This window comes from Paenarthrobacter sp. NPDC091669 (assembly GCF_044756725.1).
Taxonomy (GTDB): Bacteria; Actinomycetota; Actinomycetes; order Actinomycetales; family Micrococcaceae; genus Arthrobacter; species Arthrobacter bambusae_C.
Window position 1 is genome coordinate 443,586 of sequence record NZ_JBIVTK010000002.1, and the last position, 13,568, is coordinate 457,153.

At 63.1% G+C, this 13,568-nt stretch carries 13 protein-coding genes and 1 pseudogene; 11 read left to right on the plus strand and 3 right to left on the minus strand.

Features of this window, described 5'->3' with window-relative positions:
• The first annotated feature begins 4 nt into the window (after positions 1-4).
• On the plus strand, positions 5-502 hold the full coding sequence (rimI, locus tag ACIQLI_RS05015) for a ribosomal protein S18-alanine N-acetyltransferase (protein ID WP_089595758.1): 498 nt from the start codon (positions 5-7) through the stop codon (positions 500-502).
• Positions 499-1,659 carry a tRNA (adenosine(37)-N6)-threonylcarbamoyltransferase complex transferase subunit TsaD gene (gene tsaD / locus ACIQLI_RS05020; RefSeq protein ID WP_400385601.1) on the plus strand — a complete coding sequence of 387 codons (1,161 nt, stop codon included), beginning with the start codon at positions 499-501 and terminating at the stop codon, positions 1,657-1,659. The genes rimI and tsaD overlap by 4 nt, the downstream gene beginning before the upstream one ends.
• Before the next feature lie 33 nt (positions 1,660-1,692).
• Here the strand turns inward: tsaD and ACIQLI_RS05025 are convergent, their stop codons facing one another.
• Complete coding sequence (locus tag ACIQLI_RS05025; protein WP_400385604.1) at positions 1,693-2,844, minus strand: glutamate--cysteine ligase; 1,152 nt, start codon at positions 2,842-2,844, stop codon at positions 1,693-1,695.
• A 176-nt stretch (positions 2,845-3,020) separates the two neighbouring features.
• Here ACIQLI_RS05025 and ACIQLI_RS05030 point away from each other — a divergent pair, with 176 nt between their 5' ends.
• The 3 genes and pseudogenes from ACIQLI_RS05030 (at position 3,021) to ACIQLI_RS05040 (ending at position 5,203) form a co-directional block, all read left to right on the plus strand.
• Entirely contained in the window at positions 3,021-4,172 is a 1,152-nt protein-coding gene (locus tag ACIQLI_RS05030) for a GTP-binding protein (protein ID WP_400385606.1), read from the plus strand.
• A gap of 36 nt (positions 4,173-4,208) precedes the next feature.
• Positions 4,209-4,330: pseudogene (gene ykgO, locus ACIQLI_RS05035) on the plus strand (type B 50S ribosomal protein L36).
• A 60-nt stretch (positions 4,331-4,390) separates the two neighbouring features.
• Complete coding sequence (locus tag ACIQLI_RS05040) at positions 4,391-5,203, plus strand: shikimate 5-dehydrogenase (RefSeq protein ID WP_400385609.1); 813 nt, start codon at positions 4,391-4,393, stop codon at positions 5,201-5,203.
• A gap of 4 nt (positions 5,204-5,207) precedes the next feature.
• Here the strand turns inward: ACIQLI_RS05040 and ACIQLI_RS05045 are convergent, their stop codons facing one another.
• Positions 5,208-6,437, minus strand: a complete 1,230-nt coding sequence (locus tag ACIQLI_RS05045; RefSeq protein WP_400385612.1) for an SAM-dependent methyltransferase — start codon at positions 6,435-6,437, stop codon at positions 5,208-5,210.
• A gap of 67 nt (positions 6,438-6,504) precedes the next feature.
• On the opposite strand from ACIQLI_RS05045, the gene ACIQLI_RS05050 reads away from it, so the two are divergent.
• The 6 genes from ACIQLI_RS05050 to ACIQLI_RS05075 all read left to right on the plus strand — a co-directional run bounded on the left by ACIQLI_RS05050 (position 6,505) and on the right by ACIQLI_RS05075 (position 12,478).
• A complete protein-coding gene (locus tag ACIQLI_RS05050; protein ID WP_354230593.1) occupies positions 6,505-6,867 on the plus strand; it encodes a hypothetical protein in 363 nt (120 codons plus the stop codon).
• 193 nt (positions 6,868-7,060) lie between these two features.
• Positions 7,061-7,357 carry a co-chaperone GroES gene (gene groES / locus ACIQLI_RS05055; protein ID WP_011775524.1) on the plus strand — a complete coding sequence of 99 codons (297 nt, stop codon included), beginning with the start codon at positions 7,061-7,063 and terminating at the stop codon, positions 7,355-7,357.
• An 86-nt stretch (positions 7,358-7,443) separates the two neighbouring features.
• Complete coding sequence (groL, locus tag ACIQLI_RS05060; RefSeq protein ID WP_089595752.1) at positions 7,444-9,057, plus strand: chaperonin GroEL; 1,614 nt, start codon at positions 7,444-7,446, stop codon at positions 9,055-9,057.
• Positions 9,058-9,241: 184 nt separating this feature from the next.
• The gene (locus ACIQLI_RS05065) at positions 9,242-10,867 is read left to right on the plus strand and encodes a LuxR C-terminal-related transcriptional regulator (RefSeq protein ID WP_400385616.1); all 1,626 of its coding nucleotides are present in this window, start codon (positions 9,242-9,244) and stop codon (positions 10,865-10,867) included.
• Positions 10,868-10,967: 100 nt separating this feature from the next.
• Positions 10,968-11,351, plus strand: coding sequence for a hypothetical protein (locus ACIQLI_RS05070; protein ID WP_400385619.1), 384 nt, complete (start codon positions 10,968-10,970; stop codon positions 11,349-11,351).
• Positions 11,348-12,478: a flavin-containing monooxygenase gene (locus tag ACIQLI_RS05075; RefSeq protein WP_400385622.1), complete on the plus strand. Its 1,131-nt coding sequence runs from the start codon at positions 11,348-11,350 to the stop codon at positions 12,476-12,478. Before ACIQLI_RS05070 ends, ACIQLI_RS05075 begins: the two co-directional genes overlap by 4 nt.
• Here ACIQLI_RS05075 and ACIQLI_RS05080 read toward each other — a convergent pair.
• Entirely contained in the window at positions 12,391-13,368 is a 978-nt protein-coding gene (locus ACIQLI_RS05080; RefSeq protein WP_400385625.1) for a DUF389 domain-containing protein, read from the minus strand. The two genes, ACIQLI_RS05075 and ACIQLI_RS05080, sit on opposite strands and share 88 nt — an antisense overlap.
• Positions 13,369-13,568: the final 200 nt, after the last annotated feature.

Here is a 13,568-nt window from a genome sequence, read left to right on the forward strand (position 1 = left end):
AACTGTGAAATTGTCACCCAAGCTTGAGCTCGCAGGGGTTTCCCTGCGCGACATGACGGAAGCCGATATCCCGGCAGTGGAGACCCTGGAGCGCCGGCTGTTCCCCGTGGACGCGTGGCCGTTGCAGATGTTCTTCGATGAATTGGCGCAGCCCGAGACCCGCCGTTATGTAGTGGCTGAGGTCGCCGGGGAGATCGTGGCTTATGCAGGGTTGATGTGCATCGAGCCGATCGCGGACGTCCAGACGATCGCCGTCGTGCCTGAGTTTGAAGGCAAGGGCATCGGCTCAGCCGTCTTGACCGAGCTCATTGACGAAGCGCGGCGGCGCCGGGCGGCGGACGTCCTGCTGGAGGTCCGGGCAGACAACCCCCGGGCCCAGCAACTGTACGTGCGGTTCGGCTTCGAGCAGATCCACGTCCGACCCCGCTACTACCGGGACGGCACGGATGCGCTGATCATGCGGCTTGAACTGAACAAACCCCACGAAGGAGACACAGCGTGAGCGGCGCTCATCCGGAACAGCCCCAGCAACCATTGGTGCTCGGCATCGAGTCCTCGTGCGACGAGACCGGTATAGGGATCGTGCGGGGCACCACGCTGCTCACCAACACGGTGTCCTCGTCCATGGAAGAGCATGTACGTTTTGGGGGCGTCATCCCGGAGATCGCTTCGCGTGCGCACCTGGACGCGTTTGTCCCCACCTTGCATGAGTCCCTGCATGAGGCTGGTGTCACGTTGGAGGACATTGATGCCATTGCCGTCACCTCCGGACCGGGCCTCGCCGGCGCGCTGATGGTGGGGGTCTGTGCCGCGAAGGCGCTGGCTGTTGCCACCGGCAAGCCGCTGTACGCCATTAACCACTTGGTGGCGCACGTCGGCGTCGGGCTCCTGGACCGGCAGCCCGCCTCCAAAGGAAAGCCTGCGGAGAACAAGCACGACGCCGGGGCTGCCGCCGGCCCGGGTGCCGGAAAGTTGCCCGAGAACCTTGGTGCGCTGCTGGTATCGGGTGGGCACACGGAAATCCTGCGGATCCGGAGCATCACCGATGACGTTGAGCTGCTGGGCTCAACCATCGACGACGCCGCGGGCGAAGCCTATGACAAGGTGGCCCGCATCCTCGGCCTCGGCTACCCGGGTGGACCTGCCATCGACAAACTGGCACGCCAGGGCAATCCCAAATCCATCCGCTTCCCGCGCGGCCTCTCGCAGCCCAAGTACATGGGTACTGCGGAGGAGAAGGGCCCGCACCGCTATGACTGGTCTTTCAGCGGCCTGAAAACAGCTGTGGCCCGATGCGTTGAACAGTTCGAGGCCCGTGGCGAGGAAGTGCCCGTGGCAGACATCGCCGCGGCGTTCCAGGAAGCCGTGGTGGACGTGATCAGTTCCAAGGCGGTCCTGGCCTGCAAGGAGCACGGCATCACGGATGTGTTGCTGGGCGGGGGAGTTGCAGCCAACTCGCGTCTGAGGGAACTGACCGGGCAACGCTGTGCCTCGGCCGGGATCACACTTCACGTTCCGCCGCTGGACCTTTGCACGGACAATGGTGCCATGGTTGCGGCCCTCGGTGCCCAGCTGATCATGGCCGGCATTGGCCCGAGCGGAATAGCTTTTGCGCCGGATTCCTCCATGCCGGTGACTACGGTGTCAGTGCCTGCCTAGGTTCGCGCCCCAGGCAGGCACAGTCTCCAACTATCAGGCGTCCGGACCCTTGCGCATTTGCTGCACGAGGTCCATGACCACTGCCTGCAGGTCTCCGTTGTGCTCAGCAGCAACCCGCCGTTGGCGCTGGTAGCTGGCTCCGCGTTCGATGATTTTCAGGACGTCTGCCAGTTCCTCGGAGCAACCCAGCTTTTCCGCCACGGGTTCAAGCCGTGCAACGGTTTCCGCGAGGTGTTCGGTGACCAACTGCTCGTTGCCCTCGGCGTCCAGGATGATGATGGCTTCCATGCCGTACCGCGCGGCACGCCATTTGTTCTCCTGCACATGCCATGGCGGCATGGTGGGGATGCTGCCGCCGGCGTCCAAGGTGGAGGAGAACTCGTCCACCAGGCACTGGGTCAGCGCAGCTATGGCGCCCACTTCTTCAAGTGTGGCCAGGCCATCGCAGATGCGCATTTCGATGGTGCCCAGGTTTGAGACGGGCCGGATGTCCCAGCGGATCTCGGACGTGGAGTCGATGACTCCGGTGGTGAACATGTCCTGGACGTAGGACTCGTACGCCTCCCAGGTTTCGAACTGGAAGGGCAACCCGGCGGTGGGGAGCTGCTGGAACATGAGGGCACGCTGGGAGGCGTACCCGGTTTCTTCCCCGGCCCAGTAGGGGCTTGAGGCGGACAGCGCCTGGAAATGCGGGAAGTAATTGACCAGGCCGTCGAGGATCGGGAGGACTTTGTCCCGGCGGTCGATGCCCACGTGGACGTGGACGCCGTAGATGACCATTTGGCGTCCCCACCATTGGGTCCGCTCAATCAGCTTGGCGTAGCGCTCTTTGTCCGTGACGGGCTGGAGCAGGGGAGGGCTGAAGGGGTGGCTGCCTGCGCAGAACACTTCAACGCCCATGGGATCGGTGACTTCGCGGACCGCAGCGAGGGAGCGGCCAAGGTCCTCTTTGGCATCCTTGACCGTCTCGCAGATGCCGGTGACAAGTTCAACGGTGTTGAGGAGCAGCTCGCGCTTGATATGGGGGTGTTCGTCGTCCTCATTGAGGTCCGGGTGGTTGGCGGCGACGCCTTTCAGGACATCGTTCGCTACTGATACCAGTTCCCCGGTGCGTGCATTGACGAGCGCCAACTCCCATTCCACACCCAGTGTCGATTGCCTGGATGGCGCAAAATCAATCTGCACTTAGTCCCCTCAGTCCCGTCATTGTTTCGTGTCAGCCGGGCGCGGTTCCCCGCTGAGGGGCCGCCAGCGGTCGGATCAAGTCTAATGCAGCCGGAACGCCGGTGATATCGACAGGAACCGCCGGCGAAAGCACGCTGTCGTTTGCTAATGAGAACGGTTCGCATTAGACTCTTGCCATGCACCTCACAGTAGTCAGTTCCCTGGACAGCCAATGCCGCGAGGCAGCCACCGCAAGGCTTGGCCGGACCCATGAGAACTCCGTGGTGGTCCTCCACGATCTCCTGGACGGTTCCCTGGTCCTCCGACGCGTTTATCGGGGCGGTCAGCTGTTCGAACGCGAAACCACGGTCCTGGAGCATGGTTGCCTTAGCTGCACCGTCCGGCTTGACGTAGTCCCGACGGCGGAACGCCTCGCCGCGTGCGGCTTCGACCACGTGGTCCTGGGCCTCCCGCCGGGCGTCGCTGCCGGAATGGCCGTCGCGGAACTCCGCCGTGGACTGAGCCGTCCCGCTGTCATGGACAATGCGGTGCTGGCCATGGACCCGGCCGATTTGGATGACCACATCTGGGACCGCCACACCTTGTTCGAATCCGGCTTCACCTCCATGCCCCAGGATGAGCGCACCAGTGGCGAATTCCTGATTGGTGAGTTCGGCCAAGTGGATACCGTGATGGTTTCCCCGGGTCTGGGAGCGGTATTGACCGGGGACCCGCGTGAAGGATCGGAAGCATGGCTCCTTGGCCTGGAACTGCTGGGCCAGTTGGCACCCCATGCCAACGTCGTCGGGTCGGCCGGGGAATTCCGGCCGGGTTGCTTCGACGACGCTGAAGCAGCGGCACGTAACCGGCCCGGCGTCGTGCGTGTGCCCCTGAGTGAAACTCCGGGTTCCTTCCGCACCGTGCTCCACAAGACGGGCCGTCCCCTTCACCCGGGACGCTTCCGTGATGCGCTGCCACAGCTGGCCATCGGTACGCACTGGCTGCGCGGCCGGCTATGGATCGCTTCCGCGCCCACGCGGCGGATCGCCGTCCAGGGTATAGGTCCCAGGGTCTGGCTCGAAAGTACCGGGAACTGGCTGGCCGACTCAGCAGGATCCGGCCCTGGCGAGGGGGCCGCCGGAAAGGCCGGCGCCGACGTCGACGCGTTCCTGGACTGGCACCCACGCCACGGCGACCGCGGCACCGTCCTTGCCGTCACTGGACGTTCCGAGGACATCGACCCTACGGAAATCCGCGAGCTCCTGGACGGCTGCCAACTGACGGAGGCCGAAATGAAGCTGGACTTTGGAGTTTGGGACGACCCCCTGGAACTCAGCGACGCCCTCTAGTCCGAGACCCAACACCCACATCAAAGGAGAAACACCATGAAGGTCAGGAATTCGCTGCGAGCCCTCAAGAAGATCCCCGGCGCCCAGATCGTGCGCAGGCGGGGCGTACTTTCGTCATCAACAAGAACAACCCGCGAATGAAGGCGCGGCAGGGCTAACCTCGCTGCTGGTAAACGCAGTGAATACACGGCTCTACCAAGAGGGCGTTTAATGGGGGAATGCCAATCCTGAACAAAGACATGTCCCTGTGCATTTCGCTTGCGGCCCGGCCCAGCAATATCGGGACCAGGTTCCACAATTATCTGTACGATCTGCTCGGCCTGAACTTTGTTTACAAGGCGTTCGCCCCCGCTGACATCACCCTCGCGGTAGCGGGCATCCGCGGCCTCCCCATCCGGGGTGCCGCGGTGTCCATGCCCTACAAAGAAGCGGTCATCCCGCTGGTTGACGTGATGGACCCTTCAGCCAAAGCCATCGATTCGGTGAACACCATCGTCAACGACGACGGCGTCCTGACCGCCTACAACACGGACTACATCGCCATTGCCCGGCTCCTGAAGGACCACCAGGTTCCCAGCAGCCACACTGTCCTTCTCAGGGGCGCCGGCGGCATGGCCAAGGCCGTAGCCGCAGCGCTTCGGGACGCAGGGTTCACTGCCGTCACCATCGTGGCCCGCAAAGAAACCACCGGCCGTGCGCTGGCGGACCTCTACGGATTCGGCTGGCAGGACGACGTCAACGGCTCAACAGCGGACCTCATTATCAACGTCACCCCTCTGGGAATGGCGGGTGCGGACGAAACGGCCCAATCCTTCGATGACGCCACCATTGCTGCTGCACAGGTGGTGTTCGACGTCGTAGCCCTGCCTTCGGAGACGCCGCTCATCACCGCCGCAAGAACTTCCGGCAAGAAGGTCATCACCGGCGCCGAGGTCATCGCCATCCAAGCCGAAGAACAGTTCGTGCTCTATACGGGTGTGCGCCCCAGTGCCGGGCAGGTCCGCGAAGCCTCGGAGTTCTCCCGCCGCTGACGTGCTAGGCCGACACCGGCTCCACCACAACAGCCACTCTTTCCTCGCCGATCCTTGTGAGGACCAGAGTGGCTGTTTTTGCATCCTTGCCCTTTGTGGGTTTGGCGGGAAGCAATTGCTTGCGCAGCTCTTCGGGAGTCACTGCCGTGCCGCGCTTCTTGATGTCCAGCACGGTGATGCCATTGCTTTTCACCCAGGCCTTGAGGGCCTTGACGTTGTAAGGCATCACCTCAAGCACCTTGTAGGCGCGGGCAAAAGGCGTGTCGTGCAGTTCCGGCGCGCAGATGTAGGCGATGTGCTCGTCCACCAGATGCCCGCCCAGCCTTTCGGCGATGTCGGCCACAAGGCCCGCACGGATCACTGCGCCGTCGGGTTCGTACAAGAAACCTTCAACAGGCCCGACGGCGGCTGCCGGACCGGCGTCGAAGTCCTCGCCGCTGGTGATTTCAGCCGCGCCCTGGCTGCCGATGACCAAGGCCGCGCGGCGCACGCCGGGGCGGGCTACGGCGTTGAACCACAGCGTCACTTCGGTGACGTCCCCGCCCACCGAGACCCACTGGGCCTCACAGCCGGAGGGCACGGAGTCATGGGGGATGCCGGGCCCCATTTTGACGCCGATGGCACGTCCGGTTGCTGCCAGCTTCTCGACGAAGGACAAGGGCGGAGAGAAAGCCTCAGGGTCCCAAATCCGCTTGGTCCCCGACGTAGACGTCGTGCGGCGTGCAGGGTCCAGCCACACGCCGTCGATCCCGTCCAGCTCCACGGACGTGGCATCGGTGTGCACCACGGTGGCGTGCGGGAACGGAATGAGGTTGATGGTGGCACAGGCGGCAGTGGTTTCGTCCATCTCAACGGCTGTCACTGAGATGTCCATGGACGCCATGGCCATGGAATCGGCGCCGAGGCCACATCCGAGGTCGGCCACATGGGAGATGCCGGCCTTGGCGAAGCGTTCGGCGTGCCGGGCTGCGACGTTCAACCGTGTGGCCTGCTCCAAGCCTGCCTGGGTGAACAACATCTGCCGGGCGAACTCGCCGAACTTGGCCTCGGCCCGGGTGCGGAGCCGTGATTGCGTCAGGACTGCAGCCACCAATTCGGCGGAGTGGCCGGCTTTGCGGAGATCCGCGTTGGTGCTGAAAGCGTCGGCCTCGCGGTAGGGCCCCAAGGATGCCAGGAGTTCCCATCCTTCAGTGGTCAGCAAGGGTGCGATCTGTTCCTGCGGTGCGTGAGGCATGGAATCAAGCCTAACGGCGCGACACTTGACAACGTGACGGGCGAATCAGCCGGATAGGGTTGTTTTCATGGAAGACACCGCAGCCCCGCACCCCTCCACCATGATGAAGTTCGCGCGACCCGCCCTCATAGCGGGGGCCGTGATCGCGGTGGTCTGCCTCGGTCTGCTGATCATTATCTTCGCGTTGGATTCGTTTAATGCCGCCACCTATTCCGTCGCCGGGAAAAGCGTCAACGACGCCACCGACGAAGCGCGGGACATCCGCGAGCTCTACAGCGGCGCCCGCACCGGTGGGATTATCACCCTGGTGATTTCCGCCGTCGTTGCTGTTGCGGCCGCTGTGCTCCTGTACCGGAACCGCGGCAATGCCCCGCTGGACGAGGATGACGACGGCCAGGACTACGACCTCGATGACCTCACGGGACGGTGACCCACGTTCACCCATGACGAAATGCTGGCACTCACCTTGACCGAGTGCTAACGATTTACATAGAGTCTAGTTAGCACTCTCCCCCGGAGGGTGCTAATAAATGCCAAGCGTCTTCCGGCACCGCGACGGCGGATGTACGCTCCGGCACCCCAGTTCTTAGTCCATGAATCAGCTCATGAAAAGGAGAGTCCGAGTGTCGGTCTCGATTAAGCCTCTTGAGGATCGTATTGTTGTTCGCCCGCTCGAAGCAGAGCAGACCACGGCTTCCGGCCTGGTTATTCCGGACTCCGCACAGGAAAAGCCGCAGGAAGGCGAAGTTGTTGCAATCGGCCCCGGCCGTTTCGATGACAACGGCAACCGCGTACCGGTTGACGTAGCTGTTGGCGACGTCGTCATCTACTCCAAGTACGGTGGAACCGAAGTCAAGACCGGCGGCAACGAGTACCTCGTTCTGTCCGCCCGCGACGTCCTTGCGATCGTCGTAAAGTAACTTCCCGGAGCCCCGCACCGCCGTCGCGTTGGAAATCATTTCCGACCGTCAGCGGTGCGGGTTTTCTGTCTTGAAAGGACACAACCATGGCAAAGCAGCTTGCTTTTAACGATGCTGCCCGCCGGTCTCTTGAGGCCGGTATCGACAAGCTCGCCAACACTGTCAAGGTGACGCTTGGCCCGCGCGGCCGCAACGTCGTGCTGGACAAGAAGTGGGGCGCTCCCACGATCACCAATGATGGTGTCACCATCGCGCGTGAAGTTGAGCTTGACGACCCCTACGAGAACCTTGGCGCACAGCTGGCCAAAGAAGTAGCCACCAAGACCAACGACGTCGCAGGCGACGGCACCACCACGGCCACCGTGCTTGCACAGGCCCTGGTCAAGGAAGGCCTGCGCAACGTTGCCGCCGGCGCCGCTCCGGGCGAGATCAAGCGTGGCATCGAGGTTTCCGTTGAAGCCGTCGCAGCCCGCCTCCTGGAGAACGCCCGCGAAGTTGAAGGCACCCAGGTTGCCAGCGTCGCTGCCATCTCCGCGCAGAGCGACGAAGTCGGCGAGCTCCTCGCCGAAGCGTTCGGCAAGGTTGGCAAGGACGGTGTCATCACCATTGAAGAGTCCTCCACCACGCAGACCGAGCTGGTCCTCACCGAGGGCATGCAGTTCGACAAGGGCTACCTGTCCCCGTACTTCGTCACCGACGCAGAGCGCCAGGAAGCCGTCCTCGAGGACGCCCTCATCCTGATCAACCAGGGCAAGATCTCCTCGCTGCAGGACTTCCTGCCGCTGTTGGAGAAGGCCCTGCAGGCCAACAAGCCGCTCTTCATCATTGCTGAGGACATCGAAGGCGAAGCCCTCTCGACGCTGATCGTCAACCGCATCCGCGGCACGCTCAACGTTGTTGCCGTCAAGGCTCCGGGCTTCGGCGACCGCCGCAAGGCCATGCTCCAGGACATCGCCACGCTCACGGGCGCCCAGGTTGTTTCCCCGGACCTCGGCCTGAGCCTGGACACCGTTGGCCTCGAGGTACTCGGTACCGCACGCCGCATCACGGTGACCAAGGACAACACCACCATCGTTGACGGCGCCGGCACGGCTGAGGATGTGGCTGACCGCGTTGCACAGCTGCGCGCTGAGCTCACCCGGACGGACTCCGACTGGGACAAGGAAAAGCTGCAGGAACGCCTGGCCAAGCTGGCCGGCGGCATCGGCGTGATCAAGGTTGGCGCAGCCACCGAGGTTGAGCTGAAGGAAAAGAAGCACCGCATCGAGGACGCTGTTTCCTCTACGCGTGCAGCCCTCGAAGAAGGCATCGTTTCCGGTGGCGGTTCCGCTCTCATCCACGCCCTCAAGGCACTGGACGAGTCCCCGGCCGTCAAGGCACTGGAAGGTGACGCAGCTGCTGCTGTAGGCATCGTCCGCCGCGCCCTGGTTCAGCCGCTGCGCTGGATCGCCCAGAACGCCGGCTTCGACGGTTTCGTTGTTGTTGCCAAGGTCTCCGAGCTCGAAGCCAACCACGGCTTCAACGCCAAGTCCGGCGAGTACGAGGACCTGATCGCCGCTGGCGTGATCGACCCCGTCAAGGTCACCCGTTCGGCTCTCCGCAACGCCGCTTCCATCGCTGCCCTGGTTCTCACCACCGAGACCCTGGTTGCCGAGAAGCCGGCTGAGGAAGAAGACGCACACGCAGGCCACAGCCACTAGCAGCCTGTTTTACTGGAGCCCCGGTCACGTTCGCGTGACCGGGGTTTCGTGCGTCTTGGGGGCGGCCGGCAGGCGCGCCTGCCCAAGCTATTGTGAGCGTTCGACGACGGCAGTAACCTGACGCTTATACGGCGGCTTGGGTGCGCCAACCGGGCTGTTCCCGGTCGCGGGATGAGTAACGACTATGCCGGCCACAACCTTGGATCTCGGACGCTCGGCGTTCTTCGAGCATCGCTGGAACGATGCTTTGGACTGCCTCGCCCGGGCGGATACCGAGGGCGGCCTGCCTCCCCAGGACATCGAGCTTGTTGCCTCGGTTGCCATGCTCCTGGGTAAGGAATCGGAGGGTGTGGCCTATCTGACGCGGGCACATGACGAGTACGTGACCGTGGGGGACATCGCCGGAGCGGCCCGCTGCGCTGCATGGCTGGTCCTGTACCTCATGAACCTCGGGGAAACCGCACGTGGTTCCGGCTGGATGTCCAGGGCCAAGCAGCTGGTGGATGGGATGGATGACCCCACCGAAGCGGAGGGCTACCTCCTGATCCCATCGGCGCTGGGAGCGCTGTATGGGGGAAATCCGGAAGCCAGCAACGAGCTTTTTGGCCGCGCCTTGGCTGTGGGGCAGCGCTTCCACGACCGGGACCTGACGGCCTTGGGCCAGCTGGGCGTGGGTACAGCACGGATCGCATTGGGTTTCCCCGATGAAGGCGTGGAGTTCCTGGACGACGCAATGGTTTCCGTGACCGCCGGCGAAGTGTCGCCCATTCCGTCCGGCATTATCTACTGCGCAGTCATCGGAAGCTGTCGCCTGACTTTGGACGTCCAGCGTGCCCACGAGTGGACAGCTGCACTTGCCCGGTGGTGCGGACAGCAGCCGGACATGGTCATGTTCAGCGGGCAGTGCCAGTCGCATAGGGCTGAATTGTTCATCCTGCACGGGGCCTGGGAGGATGCCACGGCCGCACTCCTGATCGCCCAAGAACGTTCCCGCCATGGCGATCCGGAAGCAATGTGGGGCGCGTGGTACCTCCAGGGCGAGCTGTTTCGTCTGATGGGCCGTGACGATGAAGCCATGGCAGCTTATGCCAAGGCCGCTGAGACCGGATTCGAGGCCCTGCCAGGGTTGGCACTCGTCCTCGCCAGGCAAGGCAAAGAGCCACAAGCGCAGTCCATGCTTCGCCGTGCCCTTTCCCATTCTGACCCAGCCAACCGCCGTCGGCTCCTCCCCGCCGTCGTGGACGTCGAACTTGCTGCCGGAGACGTCAAGGCAGCGCGGGCAGCCGCTGACGAGTTCGGGTCCCTGGAAGGCGGAGGCAAGCCCCTGGAGCAGGCGCTCGCTGGCCAGGCAGAAGCCAATGTACTGCTGGCCGAGGGCAAACCGCTCGCTTCCCTGTCAGTGGCGAGAAAGGCGTGGCGTCTTTGGTACAGCTTGGAGGCTCCCTACGGCGCGGCCAGTTGCAGGGTCCTGGCGGGGCGTGCTTGCTCGCAGCTGGGAGATCCGGACTCGGCTGCCATGGAGTTTGAAGCTGCCAAAGCTGAGTTCGCCGATCTCGGTGCGGCTCCTGCAGTGGCCCATGTCTTGGAACTCACGGGCGAGAAACGTCAGAGCAGTTCTCCGCTGACCAACCGTGAGTTGGAAGTCTTGCAGCTCGTTGCCAGTGGCCACGCGAACCGTACAATCGCCAGGGAGCTATATCTCAGCGAAAAGACCGTGGCCAGACACGTCAGCAACATCCTGTCCAAACTTGCTGTGCCGTCCAGGACCGCCGCCACGGGCTACGCCTTCGAGCATGGCCTGATCCACTGAACCCTCCATCACTTACTGCGCAGAAATACCCATGCCGTGTGGAACCGAATGCGTCATTCTGCCGACGCGACGGGAGGGGCTGGGCTCATAGCTTGGCCCTATGAACATTCCACTGCTTGCCGGCACCGTTTCAACCGTGCTCTTCGCCGCCAGCATGCTGCCCATGCTTCTCAAGGCAGTCCGAACGAAGGATATGGCCTCCTACAGTCTGGGGAACATTGCCCTGACCAACATCGCCAATGCCGTGCACTCGTTCTATGTCTTCGATCTTCCGGCCGGCCCTGTATGGCTTCTGCACGCCTTCTATGTGGTGGCATCGGCACTGATGCTCGCGTGGTGCCTGCGGTACCGGAAGACGCCCGACGTCGGGCCGTCTGAGGTGCGCGAAGCCAGTCCTGCGGGTTTCACATACCGCATGTGGTTCATTGACCGCTTGGACCAAACAACAAAGTATCCATTGCAACAAGAAAGGAGCGCATCATGACATCGATCCAGCTTCAAGAGGTAGACACCGTCATCGTGGGAGGTGGCCAGGCCGGACTAGCGCTCGCCTACTGGCTGGCCAAGGAAGGCCGGGACTTCCTCATTCTGGATCAGCATGGAAGACCAGGGGATGCCTGGCGTCAACGCTGGGACTCCCTCAGGCTGTTCACGCCCGCCAAATACGACGGGCTTCCGGGCTGGCCTTTTCCCGGAGACCGCCTTGCCTTCCCCACCAAAGATCAACTGGCCGACTATCTGGAGGATTATGTGCGTCGCTTTGACCTCCCCTTCGTGTCCGGTGTCCATGTGGAGGAAATCAGATCCGAGGGAGAGGGGTTTGTTGTCGCGGCAGGGGACCGGCTGTGGCGCACGCGCAACGTGGTGATTGCGACCGGCGGGCACCGTCTTCCGAAACGGCCCGCGTTCGCAGGGGAGCTGGATCCGGACATAGTGCAGTTGCACTCCCAGGACTACAAGAACCCGGGGCAGTTGAGGGACGGAGCGGTATTGGTTGTGGGGCTTGGGAACTCGGGGGCGGAGATCGCCCTTGACGTTGGAGCGTCGCATCCCACCGTTCTTGCCGGGAAGCCCAGCGGCGAAATGCCCATGAAGCATGGTCGGGCAGCAGCACGTTTCGCCCTGCCGGTAGTGAAGTTCCTGGGCGTCCGGGTGCTAACGCTCAACACGCCGATCGGACGCAAAGCTGCCCCGGGGTTCAAATCCATGGCGGCGCCGCTGATCCGGACCAAGACCAAGGACCTGGCCGCCGCGGGAGTGCAGTTGGTTCCAAGGCTGGCGGGGGTTTCGGAAGGCTTGCCGGTCGTGGCCGGCGGGACAAAGGTTGAAGTCGCGAACGTTATTTGGTGCACGGGGTATCAGGAGGAGTACTCGTGGGTGAAACTGCCGGTCTTCGACGAACAGGGTGAGCCGAGGCAGACCAGGGGAGTAGCAGACGACGTACCCGGCGTGTTCTTCATCGGTCAGGAATTCCTCTTCGCGGCAGCCTCGGCAACGCTTCCCGGAGTCTGCCGGGACGCCCGCTACCTGGCCCGCCGGTTGGCAACGGAGCGACGTCCTGACCCGGACGGTCGCCGGGACAAGGAAACCCGCTTGCCGATGAACCGGTAGAACAATAAGACCGCAGCCGCAGCTGACACGATGCCCACCAGGTTGAGTGCCAGCTGCATCGCTGATCCGGCCGCTTTGCTGTATTCACCCAAAACCAACGCAACGGCAACGTAGCCTGCAGCCGGAACGGTCGTGACGGAAATGAACACACCCACCAGCGCTGATGACCGGTGGCTGATCATGGACAACATGCCCGCAGCTCCTGCGAGTGCTGCCACGATCAGCGAGTACGGACCCGGATGGTAGATGAATTCCACGGCTGATCCCCCTTCCAGCGTGTCCTCGGGGAACAACCCGAGGGGCACTGAGAGCCACGCTGCAACTGCCGTGACCAGCATCGAGAGGGGGAAACCCACACTCAGGGCGAGCAACGAGCCACGCACCAATCGCCACTTCCGTTCCACCAGCCCCACGGCCAACGCAGCGAGTGGTCCGAACTCGGGTCCCACCACCATTGCGCCCACAATCGCGATCGTTGAATCGGTCACAATGCCGATCGCCGCCAACTGCGTCGCAATGACCAGGAATGCCAGGAAGCTCCACGTCAGTTTTGAGTCTTCGCCGGTTTGCCTGGAAACCTCGTCCCAAATGACGGCGTCGGCCGATTCTCCGGGCGCGGCTGCCTCGGCGTCGTCAGCTCGTTTGGACAGGACCAGGTCCGGTGAGGATATGGAGATGGAGCCCAGGTCCGGAACCTTGAGTTCATGAAGCCGCTCGATCAGTTCTTCCGCGGATTCCCGGGCGATCTGAACGGTGATCACGTCGCCAGGTGGCACCACGGAAGCATCTTTGTGGACGGCTACCTCGGCGGCTCCGGTGTTATCGGTGCAACACTTCACGACGGCCTCGGACATCTCCGTTGGCACGCAAAGGCGCAGTTGCACGATCATGGATTTCCTTCCTTCGGCCCGGCTCCAGCGTAGTTCCATCACGTGCCCCTGGCCGTGATTCGGGCACAGGCCACGCACAGGCGGGACTGGGAAAATGCATAGCTGGACCTGACGTAATTGACCTTCGGAAGGCGGTCCAAGAGATGGTCCCGACTGGGGTGGGGCCACTAAACCGCGTATGATTGATGCTTTGTGCCACA

Excerpts from the sequence above, each read along its gene's own strand:
- ACIQLI_RS05030 (WP_400385606.1), top strand. The coding sequence starts at position 3,021 with ATGCACCTCACAGTAGTCAGTTCCCTGGACAGCCAATGCCGCGAGGCA.
- ACIQLI_RS05040 (WP_400385609.1), top strand. The coding sequence starts at position 4,391 with ATGCCAATCCTGAACAAAGACATGTCCCTGTGCATTTCGCTTGCGGCC.
- ACIQLI_RS05045 (WP_400385612.1), bottom strand. The coding sequence starts at position 6,437 with ATGCCTCACGCACCGCAGGAACAGATCGCACCCTTGCTGACCACTGAA.
- ACIQLI_RS05050 (WP_354230593.1), top strand. The coding sequence starts at position 6,505 with ATGGAAGACACCGCAGCCCCGCACCCCTCCACCATGATGAAGTTCGCG.
- groL (WP_089595752.1), top strand. The coding sequence starts at position 7,444 with ATGGCAAAGCAGCTTGCTTTTAACGATGCTGCCCGCCGGTCTCTTGAG.
- ACIQLI_RS05065 (WP_400385616.1), top strand. The coding sequence starts at position 9,242 with ATGCCGGCCACAACCTTGGATCTCGGACGCTCGGCGTTCTTCGAGCAT.
- ACIQLI_RS05070 (WP_400385619.1), top strand. The coding sequence starts at position 10,968 with ATGAACATTCCACTGCTTGCCGGCACCGTTTCAACCGTGCTCTTCGCC.
- ACIQLI_RS05075 (WP_400385622.1), top strand. The coding sequence starts at position 11,348 with ATGACATCGATCCAGCTTCAAGAGGTAGACACCGTCATCGTGGGAGGT.
- ACIQLI_RS05080 (WP_400385625.1), bottom strand. The coding sequence starts at position 13,368 with ATGATCGTGCAACTGCGCCTTTGCGTGCCAACGGAGATGTCCGAGGCC.